Annotated in this window: 12 protein-coding genes and 1 riboswitch; of the genes, 10 read left to right on the top strand and 2 right to left on the bottom strand. The window is 61.7% G+C overall.

The features are described from left to right. Positions 1 to 11: 11 nt before the first annotated feature. A complete protein-coding gene (locus C8N43_RS05180) occupies positions 12 to 518 on the bottom strand; it encodes a GNAT family N-acetyltransferase (protein WP_107844585.1) in 507 nt (168 codons plus the stop codon). Between the two features lie 100 nt (positions 519 to 618). Next, positions 619 to 696, top strand: a riboswitch (SAM riboswitch). Between the two features lie 60 nt (positions 697 to 756). Here C8N43_RS05180 and metZ point away from each other — a divergent pair. From metZ to C8N43_RS05215, 7 genes are all read left to right on the top strand, one after another. Next, complete coding sequence (gene metZ, locus C8N43_RS05185; RefSeq protein ID WP_107844586.1) at positions 757 to 1,938, top strand: O-succinylhomoserine sulfhydrylase; 1,182 nt, start codon at positions 757 to 759, stop codon at positions 1,936 to 1,938. Between the two features lie 94 nt (positions 1,939 to 2,032). Next, entirely contained in the window at positions 2,033 to 3,136 is a 1,104-nt protein-coding gene (gene folE2, locus C8N43_RS05190; RefSeq protein WP_107844587.1) for a GTP cyclohydrolase FolE2, read from the top strand. Between the two features lie 283 nt (positions 3,137 to 3,419). Continuing rightward, on the top strand, positions 3,420 to 4,298 hold the full coding sequence (locus C8N43_RS05195; protein ID WP_107846246.1) for a LysR family transcriptional regulator: 879 nt from the start codon (positions 3,420 to 3,422) through the stop codon (positions 4,296 to 4,298). Between the two features lie 91 nt (positions 4,299 to 4,389). Continuing rightward, the gene (locus C8N43_RS05200) at positions 4,390 to 5,214 is read left to right on the top strand and encodes a putative hydro-lyase (RefSeq protein ID WP_107844588.1); all 825 of its coding nucleotides are present in this window, start codon (positions 4,390 to 4,392) and stop codon (positions 5,212 to 5,214) included. Positions 5,215 to 5,239: 25 nt separating this feature from the next. Next, positions 5,240 to 6,271 (top strand): TRAP transporter substrate-binding protein, encoded by a 1,032-nt coding sequence (locus C8N43_RS05205; RefSeq protein WP_107844589.1) that lies wholly within the window; start codon positions 5,240 to 5,242, stop codon positions 6,269 to 6,271. 28 nt (positions 6,272 to 6,299) lie between these two features. Next, positions 6,300 to 6,848: a TRAP transporter small permease subunit gene (locus tag C8N43_RS05210; RefSeq protein ID WP_107844590.1), complete on the top strand. Its 549-nt coding sequence runs from the start codon at positions 6,300 to 6,302 to the stop codon at positions 6,846 to 6,848. Next, positions 6,845 to 8,128 (top strand): TRAP transporter large permease, encoded by a 1,284-nt coding sequence (locus C8N43_RS05215; RefSeq protein WP_107844591.1) that lies wholly within the window; start codon positions 6,845 to 6,847, stop codon positions 8,126 to 8,128. The genes C8N43_RS05210 and C8N43_RS05215 overlap by 4 nt, the downstream gene beginning before the upstream one ends. 75 nt (positions 8,129 to 8,203) lie before the next feature. Here the strand turns inward: C8N43_RS05215 and C8N43_RS05220 are convergent, their stop codons facing one another. Further along, on the bottom strand, positions 8,204 to 8,863 hold the full coding sequence (locus C8N43_RS05220) for a DUF2848 domain-containing protein (RefSeq protein ID WP_107844592.1): 660 nt from the start codon (positions 8,861 to 8,863) through the stop codon (positions 8,204 to 8,206). A 302-nt stretch (positions 8,864 to 9,165) separates the two neighbouring features. On the opposite strand from C8N43_RS05220, the gene C8N43_RS05225 reads away from it, so the two are divergent. From C8N43_RS05225 to C8N43_RS05235, 3 genes are all read left to right on the top strand, one after another. Continuing rightward, on the top strand, positions 9,166 to 10,557 hold the full coding sequence (locus tag C8N43_RS05225; protein WP_107844593.1) for a M20 family metallopeptidase: 1,392 nt from the start codon (positions 9,166 to 9,168) through the stop codon (positions 10,555 to 10,557). A 168-nt stretch (positions 10,558 to 10,725) separates the two neighbouring features. Next, positions 10,726 to 12,153 (top strand): amidohydrolase, encoded by a 1,428-nt coding sequence (locus C8N43_RS05230; RefSeq protein WP_107844594.1) that lies wholly within the window; start codon positions 10,726 to 10,728, stop codon positions 12,151 to 12,153. Beyond that, entirely contained in the window at positions 12,150 to 13,106 is a 957-nt protein-coding gene (locus tag C8N43_RS05235) for a M14 family metallopeptidase (RefSeq protein ID WP_107844595.1), read from the top strand. The genes C8N43_RS05230 and C8N43_RS05235 overlap by 4 nt, the downstream gene beginning before the upstream one ends. The last annotated feature ends 13 nt before the right edge of the window (positions 13,107 to 13,119 follow it).

Consider the following 13,119-nt stretch of genomic DNA (forward strand, 5'->3'; position numbering starts at 1 on the left):
CACCCAAGTGCTCAGGCCAGCGCACTCAGGTCGTCCCACTTCACCGTGAAGCACCGCACCTGATCGCCGAATATGCCGACCGTGAACGGCGCACCCTCCACGCCGCCGAGCTTTGCGTAGAAGGACCGCGCGGCGTGGTTGCTCTCAAAGACCGTAAGCGAGAGCGAGTTGAAGCCGCGGGCCACCAGCTCCGCCACGAGGCGTGACACCAACGCGCGGCCCGCGCCTGCACCGCTTGCCTCGGCGATGATGTGCAGATTGTCCAGATATGGCTCCGGCGCGCACCAGACCGCCGCGAAGCCCACAACGGTGCGGTCCTTCTCGACCACGAGAACCACGTCGCTGTCCTTGGCCTCGTGGGCGGTCCAGCTGGCATGAAGCGCCTCGGTGACCTCCCGCGGAAGCCCCTGCCCCGGAAACTCGCCATCATAGGCCTTGCGCCAGCTGCGCACATGCAGATCGGCGATGGCCTTGAAATCCTTGGGCGTGGCGGGGCGGATCGCGGTGGTGGTGCTCATGGCGCGAGATTAACCATAGCCGACCATCCGAAACCAGTTATCAAAACGTGAACGCGACGCGCACGGACCGGGCCTTGACCTAAAGGCCACACAGGCGTATCCCGAAATCCGTGGCGATTTGTTACCGGATTGCGGGCCACGTTAAATATGCCGCTAAAGAGGATGGAAGATCGTATGAGCCTCCCCCTTTTCCCGGTGGAGGCTTTTATTTTGGGCGATGCCCAACCAAGGACAACACATGAGCAAAGACTGGTCCCCCCGCACCCAATCCGTCCACGCCGGCACGCGCCGCTCGCAATATGGCGAGCTGTCGGAGGCGATGTTCCTGACCCAAGGGTTCAAATACGACACGCCCGAGCAGGCCGAAGCCCGCTTCATCGAAAGCGGCCCGGACGAGTACATCTACGGCCGCTACGGCAACCCCACCGTGGCAATGTTCGAAGAGCGGATCGCAACGCTGGAAGGCACCGAAGACGCCTTTGCCACAGCCTCCGGCATGGCCGCCGTATCAGCCGCGCTGACCTCAATGCTGCAGGCGGGCGACCATGTCGTGTCGGCCAAGGCGCTGTTCGGCTCTTGTCTTTATATTCTCGAAAACATCCTGACCCGCTACGGGGTCGAGGTGACCTTTGTCGAGGGCACCGATCTGGATGCCTGGCGCGCCGCGGTGCGCGATGACACGAAAGCGGTGTTTCTCGAAACCATTTCGAACCCCACGCTGGAAGTCATCGATCTGACCGCCGTGTCCGAGATCGCGCACGCCAAGGGCGCGCTGGTCGTGGTCGACAACGTCTTCGCCACGCCGGTTTTTTCGCGGGCGGTGGATCAAGGCGCGGATGTCATCATCTACTCCGCCACCAAGCACATCGACGGTCAGGGCCGGGTTCTGGGCGGGGTGATCTGCAGCACACGCGAGTTCATCCGCAAGACCGCCGAGCCGTATCTGAAGCACACCGGCGGCGCGCTCTCGCCGTTTAACGCCTGGGTGCTCTTGAAGGGGCTGGAGACGATGCACCTGCGGGTGAATGCGCAGGCCGACAGCGCGCTGAAGATCGCCGAAGCGCTTGACGGGCACGACAAGCTCACCCGCACGCTTTATCCACACTTGAACTCTCACCCGCAAGCCACTGTGGCCAAATCACAAATGGACAAAGGCGGCACCGTTATCGCGCTTGATATCAAAGGCGGGCAAGAGGCCGCGTTCCGCTTCCTCAATGCGCTGGAGATCGTCACCATTTCCAACAATCTGGGCGACGCCAAAAGCATCGCGACCCACCCCACGACCACGACGCACCAGCGTCTGACCGAGGATCAGCGCGCCGCCCTTGGCATCACCACGGGGTTGATCCGGCTTTCGGTGGGGCTTGAGGATACCGACGATCTGCTGCGCGATATCACGCACGCGCTCACGGCAGTGTAATGCCAGCGAGACAGGTTTTTCTTTGAAACAGCGCGGCCCCGCCCCATATATGGCTCTCAGACAGTCAGAGATGCCCTTGAAGGGGGACGCTCCCATGAACCTGCACACTCCCGATCTTGAACGCGAACCGACGCGCGCGGATGCCGAGCGCGCCCTGGCGCTTTTGCGCCAGTGGGCGGGCTCCGTCACGGATATCGAGGTGGCAGATCTCGACCCGCTGGTCTCGCGCCTGATCCCGGGACAGGAGGTGGCGAACTACCCCGCACTGGCCCGCGCCTATCCGGAAGATTTCGCCGTGGACGACGCCTACAAGGCGACGATGCCGGACCTGCAGAACGGGCCGTCCTCGCTGATCCGCGGCGCGAAGCAGCAAATCCAGCATGTGGGGATATCGAACTTCCGGCTGCCGATCCGCTTCCACACCCGCGACAACGGCGATCTGACGCTGGAGACCAGCGTCACCGGCACGGTCAGCCTTGAGGCCGAGAAGAAGGGCATCAACATGTCGCGCATCATGCGCAGCTTCTACAAACAGGCCGACGAGACCTTCAGCTTCGAGGTGATCGAGAAGACGCTCGACGCCTACAAGACCGACCTGGAAAGCTTTGATGCCCGCATCCAGATGCGCTTCTCATTCCCGATGAAGGTTCAGTCCCTGCGCTCCGGGCTGGAGGGCTACCAGTATTACGATATCGCGCTGGAGGTCGTGGACACCGCAGGTGAGCGCAAGAAGATCCTGCATCTCGACTACGTCTATTCCTCCACCTGCCCCTGCTCGCTGGAGCTGTCAGAGCATGCCCGCCAGTTCCGCGGCCAGCTTGCGACGCCGCATTCGCAGCGCTCGGTCGCCCGCGTGTCGGTCGAGGTCGATTGCGACGCAGACTGCCTTTGGTTCGAGGACCTGATCGAAATGTGCCGCGACGCCGTGCCGACCGAGACGCAAGTCATGGTCAAGCGCGAGGACGAACAGGCCTTCGCCGAGCTCAACGCCGCCAACCCGATTTTCGTCGAGGACGCCGCCCGCAGCTTCTGCGCCGTGCTGCTGGCTGATGAGCGGATCAAGGACTTCCGGGTCGTGGCCTCGCATCAGGAGAGCCTGCACAGCCACGACGCCGTGTCGGTTCTGACCGAGGGCGAGACCTTCGCGTCCGACAGCCTGGACCCCAAGCTGTTCAACACGCTGTTCCACGTCGGCTGAGGCACGGGCTTCGCAGCCTGCTCTGGCTCTCTGGGCGCGTGTTTCTACGCAATAGTTCGAATATCAGCGATCATTCCTTGATGCATTGATTGCTATGTGCCGGCCAAGCCGGGCGGTTCCGACGGTGAATGCGCCCGCAGACCTATCTGCTTTCTGCGCATCGCCGGAGTGACGTTTGGCATCACGTCCGACGCGGCTCTTTGAGGTCGGGTTTTGATGGGTTCGGGATTGCGGCGAGATTTATGGATTTGTATCCAAGCCGATCCAGAATATGGATTGGGTCATGACATTTGACCAGATCAAGACATTCCTGTGGGTCGCCCGCCTTGGCGGCTTTCGCAAAGCAGCGGACCGGCTCAATCTATCTCAGCCGGCCGTCTCGACCCGTATCGCCAACCTTGAACAGGAGTTGCGCGTGTCCCTGTTCGAGCGTGGTCCGGGCGAGCTTGTCCTGACCAAGCACGGCACGCTTCTGCTGTCCTATGCCGAGCAAATTCTGTTCGTGAAAGAGGAGATACAGCAGCGCGTCGCAAACCCTTCCGAGGCGGAGGGGCTTTTTCGCGTCGGGGCCTCGGAGACGATCGCGCAAGCGTGGCTGCCGGACTTTCTTACAGCATTTAGCGAACAATATCCACGGGTCAGTGTCGATCTGACGGTCGATATCTCGCTAAACCTGCGCACGGAACTGCTGGAGCGAAAGCTTGATCTGGCACTGCTGATGGGCCCCGTCTCGGAATTCACGGTCGAAAACGTCGCTTTGCCGCATTTCGATTTGCACTGGTATCGGTCGGCCACGAATACCGAGACGGATCTGAGCCGCATCCCGGTTATTTCCTATTCGAGCAAGACCCGGCCTTACCGGGAGCTGATGTCGGAGCTGTCGCGCAGGATCGGGCCCAAGCTGCGGCTTTATTCCTCTGCCTCCCTGTCGGCCAGCCTGAAGATGATCGCAGCGGGGATCGCGGTTGGGCCTTACCCCCGCGCGATTGCCAATGACTTCCTCAAGGCGGGTCAAATTGTGGAATTTGACGCAGGATTTCAGCCTCGTCCGCTGTCGTTCACGGCCTCCTACATCTCTGAGCCGCGCAGCTTTCTGGTTGAAAACAGCGCAGAGATTGCCCGCGACGTGGCGGAGGCCTGGACCAAGACGCATCCAATGTGAATTCAAAAATTCTATCACCAACGATATAAATTGATAATTTGGTTGATAGCGCCGTTGCATGCGAAGCTTCCTGCGGGATTTGGGGGGCCAAATGACACCTGCAGCGACGTCACATTCTGATCTGTTGGACACTCCGGCAGCGGCGATCCGCGCGTCCATTCGCAACGGCTTCTACGCTGGACATACGGCGGGGCTGGCTGCGGGAAAGCTGCAATGCAATCTGGCGATCTTGCCCGAGGCGGATGCGCTGGATTTCCTGCGCTTCTGCCAGCGCAACCCCAAGCCCTGCCCGATCGTGGGGGTCGGCGATACTGGCGATCCAATGCTGCCGACGCTGGGACGCGATATCGATATCCGCACGGACGTGCCGAAATATCGGGTCTTCCGCGAGGGCACGTTGAGCGATGAGGTCACCGATATCACCGACGTGTGGACCGACGACCTCGTGACCGTGGCGCTTGGCTGCTCCTTCACCTTCGAGAATGCTCTGCTGCGCAACGGCATCCCGGTGCGCCATATCGAAAAGGGCTTGAACGTGCCGATGTTTCGCACCGATATCGACCTGGTTCCGGCCGGACGCTTTGGTGGCAAGATGGTCGTGACCATGCGCCCGATCCCCGAGGCGCAAGTGGAACAGGCCCGCGACATCAGCCGCCGCTTTCCGCAAGCCCACGGCGCCCCGATTGCGTCGGGCGATCCCGCCCAAATCGGCATTTCTGATCTGGCGAGCCCCGATTGGGGCGATGCGGTCGCGCTCAATCCCGGTGACGTTCCCGTCTATTGGGCCTGCGGGGTCACCCCCCAGAATGTTCTTCTGGATGCAGCGCTGCCGATCTGCATCACCCATTCGCCCGGACACATGCTGATCAGTGACGTGGCGGAAGACGCTGAAACAACAATTCTCACCGACACCTGAAACGACCAACAAGGAGATCCACTCAATGAAAAAGACATTTGCCATTCTCGTCGCAAGCACAGCACTTGCCGCGCCCGCCGTGGCGGAAAACCTGGCGGTTGTGGGCAGCTGGTCCAGCTTGCCGCTGCACAATGAATATGAGGCGCCGTTCTGGAGCACGACCCTGCCGGAGGCCTCTGGCGGCGACATCACCGTCGAGCTGACCACCCACAACCAGATGAGCCTCGGGCTGGGAGATATCTATCCGCTTCTTGGACAGGGCGTTTACGATGTGGCCATGACCGTTGCAGATTACGCGGTCGCCGATGCGCCGGAGCTTGAAGGCTTGGACGTGCCGCTGGTGGCCTTGTCGGCAGATGAGGCCCGCGCCATGGTGGATGCCGCCCGGCCGATGGTGGCCGACATCTATCGGGACCGCTTCAACGCCCATGTTCTGGCCATTGCCCCCTACCCGCCACAGGTCGTCTTTTGCAACCACGAGATCAAGGGCCTAGCCGACCTTGAGGGCCTCAAGGTCCGCGCCTCCGGCCGCATGACGGCGAAACTGCTCGAAGCCTTGGGCGCAGAGGGGATCAATGTGTCCTTTGCCGAAGTGCCGGGCGCCTTGCAAAATGGGGTCGTCGATTGCGCCGTGACCGGGGCCGGTTCGGGCTACAGCGCGGGCTGGTGGGAAGTCTCCACGCATTTGCTGCCCATTCCATTGGGCGGGTGGGATTCAGTTGTCACCGCTATCAATATGGACAAGTGGAGCGGGCTGAGCGCCGACACGCAGGCTCTGATCACCAGCGAGATCAAGACCGGCTTTGAGGACCGCGCCTGGGCAAGCGCACAGGATGCACTGGTCAACGACATCGCCTGCCTGACCGGCAACGGCAATTGCCCTTCCGGCGATGCGCGTTCGATGACCCTTGTCGACGTCAGCGATGCGGATTTCGAGCGTGCCCGCGAGATCCTGACCACCGAAGTGCTGCCCGAATGGGCCGAGCGCGCAGGCGGTGACTGGGCGCAGCGCTGGAATGAGAGCGTCGGCAAGGTCGTCGGTGTCACGATCAACTGACCTGACCGCACCAAGGGGCGTACCACCAATGGAACTCAAGATGATAGCAAGCCTGCGGGCACTCAACAGAGGGGTGGCGCTGATCATCGGCTTCGGCCTGCTGCTTTGCGCGGCCTTCGTGCTGACCGATATCATCATGCGCCAGATCGGTACGTCCCTTGGTGGCACCGAAGAGATCGCGGGCTATGCCATGGCGCTCGCGACCTCTTGGGGCATGTCCTATACCCTGCTGGAACTGGGCCATGTGCGGATCGATCTGCTGCGGTCCAGATTTCAGAGCTTCCCGCGCGCCCTGTTCGACGTCTTCTCGATGATCGTCATGTCCGGGGTCATCATCACCATCGCCATCAAGGCGTGGCCGGTGCTGGAGCGGTCCCTCGCCAACGGATCGCGGGCCAATACCCCGCTCGAGACCCCGCTGGCGTGGGTACAGCTGCCGTGGTTCGCCGGCTGGGTCTGGTTTGCGATCATGTCGACCCTCACGACCCTCGCAGCGCTAAGCCTTCTGCTAAAGCGCCGCCATGAAGAGACCGAAGCCATTATCGGTGCCTTTGCCGAGCAGGAGACATTGCAGTGATCGGCTATGTTTCAGTCGGGCTCCTGGGCCTGCTGGCCTTGTCCATCCCGGTCGGCATCGTGCTGTTTCTGCTGGGCTTCGGGATTGATACGTTCTTTTCCAGCTTCCCGCTCACACGCGGACTGGGGAATATGGTCTGGTCCTCGTCGAACTCCGCGACGCTGATCGCGATCCCGTTCTTCGTCCTGCTGGGCGAAATCTTGGTGCGCAGCGGCGTGGCCACACGCACCTACGCCGCGCTGGACCGCTGGGTGTCGTGGCTGCCCGGCGGGCTGGTCCACGCAAATATCGCCACAGCCACCATGTTCTCCGCGACCTCCGGGTCATCGGTGGCAACGGCGGCAACGGTCGCCACGGTCGCCATGCCTCAGGCGGAACGGCTGGGCTACGATCCCAAGCTGTTTTCAGGTGCGATTGCCGCGGGGGGCACGCTTGGCATCATGATCCCGCCCTCGATCAACCTGATCGTCTACGGCTTCCTGACCCAGTCCTCGATCCCGCAGCTGTTTCTCGCGGGCCTCGTGCCCGGCATCGCGCTAGCGCTCGCGTTCATGGTGGTGACCGCGATCATCTGCCTTGTTCGACCGAACCTGGGCGGCGTGCGCAGGACGTTCCCGTTCGCCCAGATGATGCGGGCGCTGATCGACCTCATCCCGATCCTGATCCTGTTCGGCCTCATCGTCGGGTCAATCTATCGGGGCTGGGCCACTCCGACCGAGGCTGCCGCCGTAGGCGTCGCCGGGGCGTTTTTGATCGCGCTCGCCTTTGGCGGGGTGTCATGGGATATGCTCAATCAGAGCCTGACGGGCACGGTCAAGATCACGTCGATGATCATGCTGATCGTGATCGGCGCGTCCTTCCTGAACTTCACGCTGGCCTCTGCGGGGCTGGGTCGGGAATTGACGGCCTTCATGGAAGGCCTCGGCCTGTCGCCGCTGGGCTTCATCCTCGTGGTGGTCGTGCTCTACATCGTGCTTGGGTTCTTCATCGAGACGCTGTCGCTGATGGTGGTCACGATCCCGATCATCGTTCCGATGGTGCTGGTGCAGGGCTACGACGTGATCTGGTTCGGCATCTTGATGATCGTACTGATCGAAATGGCCCTGATTACTCCGCCTGTGGGTCTGAACCTTTATGTCGTGCAAGGGGCGCGCAAATCGGGGAGCCTGAACGAGGTGATGCTGGGCGCGCTGCCCTATTGCCTGACCATGTTGGCCATGGCCTTCCTGCTGATCGCGTTCCCCGGCATTGCGCTCTTCCTGCCAAACGCGTTGCAGTAGGTCTCGGGGCCCAGACGACTCGAGATCAAATACAGCCTCGGACGACGCGTGGTTCCCGAAGCACCCATTTCAGCGCTAGGCGATGATCGGCAGCGTCCTGACATCGTAAGTCATCGCAATCGTTTTGCCGCTGGTGGGGTCACCGACCTCCATGCGGTATTTCTGCGCAGGACGGACGCCGCCAATGGCCGGCAACGTGCCGCATAGCATGGCCGACCCGTCGACCATTTCGGCCCCGTCATAAAGCTCTGTCAGCGGGCGGATGCTGGCCAGAGTGCCATCCTGATACAGAACCTCGCGGCCGCCCTCTTCGATCCAGCACTTCAGTGTCATGTCATCGAGGTGATCCTTGATCTCATCGAAGTCCCACAGCGTATCGGCGATGGGTTTGGCACAGGCCTGCTTGGAGGCCGCAACGGAATGTCGTTCCAGATCGCGGTCCGTGTGATCGGACGCGAGGCCAAAATACAGCTTGCCATCGGCCTGAACCAGCAAGGGCTCGACCTCGCCCGACGAGCCTTCCCCCAAAACTTCGATGGTATCGGACTGGGTCAACAGCTCATTGGAAACCCGGTAATGGAGGGGAACCTGACTTGGCGGCGCGATGCCCAAAGCTGCCAATTCGTCGATATGGTGCTGCACGGCGTCGTTGTTGCGCCCCGTCCAACCGGCGACGATAACAGAGTGGATCGTCACCGAGAGGCGCGACGTGCCAAGGCTGAATGCAACGTCCATGCTTCGATCTCTTTCGATAGGGTCATCCGGTTTTTCGAGAGTGCAGCCATCCCACTTAGAATTAAAGCCCCTTTGCATACTCTGGCACATGGCGTCTGGGACCGGCGTCGCCACCTTTCCATACGTGCAAGCGTCTCTGGTGAAACGTCTACCGGATGTTGCTGCAATCGAAGGGGCCCGACCTTGGACCGTGTCGCACTGGCGGGAAAGAATGGCCATAAGACGCTTGTCCGGCGGCGATCTGGTCGTGATGATGGACTTCAGAGCAGACACACCTTCCAGCTTTCCCAGAGAGGTAAATTGTGACGCGGGCTTCAGCCATCAACAGGGTTACATCCTACTTCGATCAGGGGAACTTTCGGCGCGATTTGGGCGACCTCGTCGCCTTTGAGACCGAAAGCCAGGATCCGGCCGGGGCTAGCGAGCTTGTACGATATCTCGATGAGGCAATGGCCAAGCGGCTGACAGCTTTGGGCTTCGCATATGAGGTCCACGCGAACCCGATTGCCGGGGCGGGTCCCATCCTGCTGGCGCAGCGTGTTGAAGGTGAAGACCTGCCGACCGTTCTGACATATGGGCATGGCGACGTCATCCGCGCTCAGACCGAGCAGTGGCGCGACGGCCTTCACCCGTTTCGTCTGGTTGAAGAGGGCGACCGGCTCTATGGCCGTGGCACCGCGGACAACAAGGGTCAGCACCTGATCAATCTGGCCGCGCTCGAGGCTGTCCTGCAGGTGCGCGGCAAGCTTGGCTTCAACTGCAAGATCGTCATTGAAACAGGCGAAGAGATGGGATCCCCCGGACTGGCGGACTTCTTTCGGATGCACAAAGACGCCCTCCGCGCAGATGTGCTGATTGCCTCCGACGGACCCCGCCTGCAACCCGACACGCCGACGGTGTTCATGGGATCGAGGGGGGGCGTGTCCTTCGACCTGTCGGTGGACCTGCGAGACGGCGCGCACCATTCGGGAAACTGGGGCGGATTGCTGGCCGATCCGGCAATGATCCTCGCTCAGGCACTGGCGACGATCACGGATGCCCGCGGGCAAATCCGCATCCCGGAATGGCGACCTGACAGCCTGACCGACGATGTGCGACGCGCGCTGAAAGGGCTTCCCATAGCGGGCAGCGACGGACCGTCGATAGACGAGGACTGGGGTGAAGAAAGCCTGACCCCTGCCGAACGGGTCTACGGCTGGAACAGTTTCGCGATCCTCGCCATGAAGAGCGGCGTACCCGAGGCGCCCGTGAACGCAATCTCGTCTCATGCGAGGGCGTCCTGCCAGCTTCGCTTCGTCGTGGGAACCGATCAGAAGGATATCCTGCCGGCGCTGCGTCGGCATCTCGATGCGCATGGGTTCGAGAACGTTAAGATCATCCCGCACGATCGCGGTTTCTTCAACGCGACACGATTGAGCCCGTACCACCCTTGGGTCCAGTTCGTATCGCGGTCGCTCGAAACCACCTGTGGCCGGACACCTCATATCCTTCCAAACCTTGCGGGCTCCCTGCCGAACGAGGTGTTCTCGGATATCCTTGGCCTGCCGACAGTTTGGGTCCCGCACTCATATCGAGGCTGTTCTCAACACGCTCCGAACGAACATGTCCTGAAGCCCGTGTGCCGCGACGCGCTTGGGCTGATGGCTGGTCTGTTCTGGGATATCGGCGAAGGCGATTGCCCAAAGGCGTCTTAGACTTAGGCTGGCCAAAGACGACGGAGAGCGACTTGGCTGCGCGCCGCGCACGTCCGGCGGTCCGATCGCATTGAAATGGCCGTTCCAGCAGGTCGAAGGCCGTTGCTCGCTTGCCAAGTGCAATTCAGCATGGGAACCTTTCCAACGGGTTCAAAGGGGAGGTCAAAGATGCAGAATTCAGATGTGATCTGGGAGAACGTTGATCGTCACAAGTCGGATTTGATCGGGCTGTCGGATCGCGTTTTCGACATGCCCGAAACGCTCTACAACGAGTACAGGTCCGTGGCCGAACACAAGGCGGTCCTCGCCGAGAAAGGCTTCAAGATCACCGAAAACGCCGCGGGTATTCCGACCGCCATTCTCGGCGAAGCGGGTGACGAGGGGCCCGTCATCGCGATCCTCGGCGAGTTCGACGCCCTGCCCTATCTCAGCCAGGAGCCCGGCGTGGCCGAACCGCGCCCGCTCGAAACCGGCGGCAACGGCCATGGCTGCGGGCACAACCTGCTCGGCGCCGCCGCCCTTCTTGCGGCAACCGCGGTGAAAGACTGGCTGGAAGAGAACAGCATCAAGGCGCGCGTCCGGTACTACGGCTGTCCCGCCGAAGAAGGCGGAGCCGCAAAAGCCTTCATGGTGCGCGAGGGCCTTTTCGACGATGTCGATGCCGCGATCTCCTGGCACCCGGCCACATTCACCGCCGTCAACAAGGCCAACTCGCTGGCGAATACCCGCATTGATTTCACGTTCTTCGGCAAGGCCGCCCATGCCGCCGGGGCGCCCGAGCTTGGCCGAAGCGCGCTTGACGCGGTGGAACTGATGAATGTCGGGGTCAACTACATGCGCGAACACATGCCCGATGATGCACGCATCCATTACGCCTATCTCGACGCCGGTGGCGTAGCCCCCAATGTCGTGCAGCACAAGGCCACCGTTCGCCAACTGGTGCGCGCCAGCGACCTTCAAACCCTGCGATCCCTTATCGAGCGGGTCAAGAAGATCGCGGAGGGTGCGGCGCTGATGACCGAGACACGGGTCGAGGCGAATGTCTTCACCGGCGTCTCCAACCTGATCGGCAACCGCCCCTTGGAAGAGGCGATGCAAACCGAACTCGAAAGGCTGGGCCCGGTCGACTTCGACGCCGATGATCAGGTCTTTGCCAAGGAAATTCAGAAAACACTTACTAAAGACGATATCGCTGTTTCCTTCCGACGCAGTGGCATGCCGCCGCCTGACGAGGATCTGGCGCTGTGCGATTTTGTGGCCCCGCTGGATCTGAAAGGCGACGGGGGCGAAGGATCAACCGATGTGGGCGATGTCAGCTGGGCCGTCCCCACGGTGCAGGCCCGGGTCGCGACCTGTGCGGTGGGTACCCCGTTTCACACCTGGCAGACCGTTGCGCAAGGCAAGGCTCCCGCGGCGCATAAGGGAATGGTATATGCGGCGAAGGTCATGGCAGCGACCGCGAAGCGCCTGATCGAGGACCCCGCACTTCGCGCGAAGGCCCGCGAACAGCACGACGCCTATCTCGCAAAATCGCCCTATGTCTGCCCCCTGCCCGACGGTGTTGAGCCGCCGATTGTCAAACAGGCTGCATCGTGAGCGCGACCGACCCGAACAAATACCCGATCGAGCTTCCGTTCCCAGATATTGCGCGTTACCGCGAGGGAAATACCGGCGTCGACTACTACACGAGCTTCGACAGCGGCGCTGCCGGGCCGCACGTCCTGATCAATGCTCTTGTCCACGGCAACGAAGTATGTGGCGTCATCGCGCTTGAGCGGCTTTTCGAGGCGGGCATCCAACCAAAGAGAGGCAAGCTGACACTGGGTTTTTCGAATGTCGCGGCGTATCAGGCCTTTGATCCCGGCGATCCGATGGCCAGTCGGTTCGTCGACGAAGACATGAACCGGGTCTGGGATATCGAAACACTCGAAGGCGACCGCAAGTCGAGCGAGCTTGAGCGTGCGCGGCAGATGCGCCCGCTGATCGACACCGTTGATCTCCTGTTCGACGTGCATTCCATGCAGCACAAGACCGACCCCGTCATTGTCGCCGGGCCACTGGAGAGAAGCGTGGCGTTGTCAAAGCGGCTTGGCACACCTGAGATCATCGTCGCCGATACGGGCCATGCCGCCGGGCGCCGTCTGCGCGACTATGGCGGGTTCGGCGAACCCGGCAGCGACAAGACGGCCGTTCTGATCGAGTGCGGCCAACACTGGGAAGCCGCCGCCGCTCCGATCGCCATTGACAGCGTGTATCGCTGGCTGCTGATCCACGACATGATCGACGAAGCTGAGGCCGGGCCGCACCTGCTTCCCCTCCCGCCCGCGCAACGGGTCGTAAAGGTCGAGGCCGCTGTCACGGTCGAGACCGACAAGTTCGAATTCGCGCAGCCATTTACCGGCCTGGAGACCCTCAAAGAGGGGGAGCTGATCGGCATCGACGGCGGCACCGAAATCCGCGCGCCGCATGATGGCTGCGTTCTGATCATGCCAAGCAGGCGGCTGACCCCGGGCGCGACTGCCGTGCGCCTTGGCCGCTGGGCCGACTGAAATATTGCCTGAG

The organism is Litoreibacter ponti (assembly GCF_003054285.1).
GTDB lineage: Bacteria > Pseudomonadota > Alphaproteobacteria > Rhodobacterales > Rhodobacteraceae > Litoreibacter > Litoreibacter ponti.